Source organism: Agromyces sp. P1_H4 (assembly GCF_056405255.1).
The window spans coordinates 1-1060 of the sequence record NZ_JBFUCL010000570.1 but is presented as its reverse complement, the minus strand read 5'-3'; the positions used below and the strand labels follow the sequence as shown (position 1 = coordinate 1060).

At 72.8% G+C, this 1060-nt stretch carries 2 protein-coding genes; one reads left to right on the top strand and one right to left on the bottom strand.

The window, feature by feature from the left end:
• On the bottom strand, positions 1-205 hold a 205-nt coding region (locus AC1DY2_RS20045), incomplete at its 3' end, for a sigma factor (protein WP_476764013.1).
• Positions 206-279: 74 nt separating this feature from the next.
• Between AC1DY2_RS20045 and AC1DY2_RS20040 the strand changes: the two genes are divergently transcribed.
• On the top strand, positions 280-1060 hold a 781-nt coding region (locus AC1DY2_RS20040), incomplete at its 3' end, for an SDR family oxidoreductase (protein WP_476764012.1).

Sequence of the window (1060 nt, the reverse complement as noted above, 5' to 3'; positions counted from 1 at the left end):
GGTCGAGGCTCACGCGCGAGACCACGGTCGTCAGCCAGGCCTCGAGGTTCTCGATGCCGTCGACGTCCACGCGCTCGAGTCGGAGCCAGGTCTCCTGCACGGCATCATCGGCGTCGGCGGGGGAGCCGAGCAGCCGTGTCGCGATGGCGTGCAGCCGGGGCCGCTCGGTCTCGAACCGGCGGGCCAACATCCTTCGGTCGGTCATGTCACATCTCCTCGAGGTCGTTCGTCGTGATGTCGACGAGGGAACGCCCTCGGTTGTGACACGGGAGGAACACCATGATGAACGCACCTCTGCTCGTGACGGGCGGGACCGGCACCATCGGCCGCCGCGTCGTCCCACTGCTTCGCGAGGCCGGCCGCGACCTCCGCATCCTCACCCGCCACCCGCGTGAGGCGGCGCCCGGCATCCATCATGTCGAAGGCGATACCGTCGCCGGACGCGGACTCGCCGCAGCACTCGACGGCGTGGAGGTCGTCCTCCACCTCGCCGGCGGTGCGAAGGGCGACGACGTCGCGGCGCGGAACCTCGCCGCTGCGGCTCGCGATGCCGGCGTGCGTCACCTGATCCTGATCTCGGTGACCGGCGCCGACAGGATGCCGATCGGCTACTTCCGCGCCAAGGCGGAGGCGGAGCGGGCGATCGCCGGATCCGGCGTGCCGTGGTCGGTGCTCCGCGCCGCACAGCTCCACGACTTCGTCCTCCCGGTGGTGGGCGGCATGGCCAAGCTGCCCCTCCTTCCCGTGCCCGGCGGCCTCCGGTTCGAGCCTGTCGACGTCGGCGACGTCGCCGCGCGCCTCGCAGGGATCGCTCTCGGCCGCCCCGCCGGGCGCGTTGCGGACCTGGCTGGACCCGAGGTCCTGGACATCCCGCAGCTCGCCGCCGCACTCGTGGACGCGAAGGGCGGACGGATGCGCCGCCGCCTGCCGATCCGGATGCCGGGAGCCGTCGGCCGTGCCTATCGTGACGGCGCCAACCTCGCGGGCGACGACGCGCAGCGTGGCAGCGTCACGTGGCGCGAGTTCCTCGCCGCGCAGGGCTCGACGCCCCGCGCAGCGA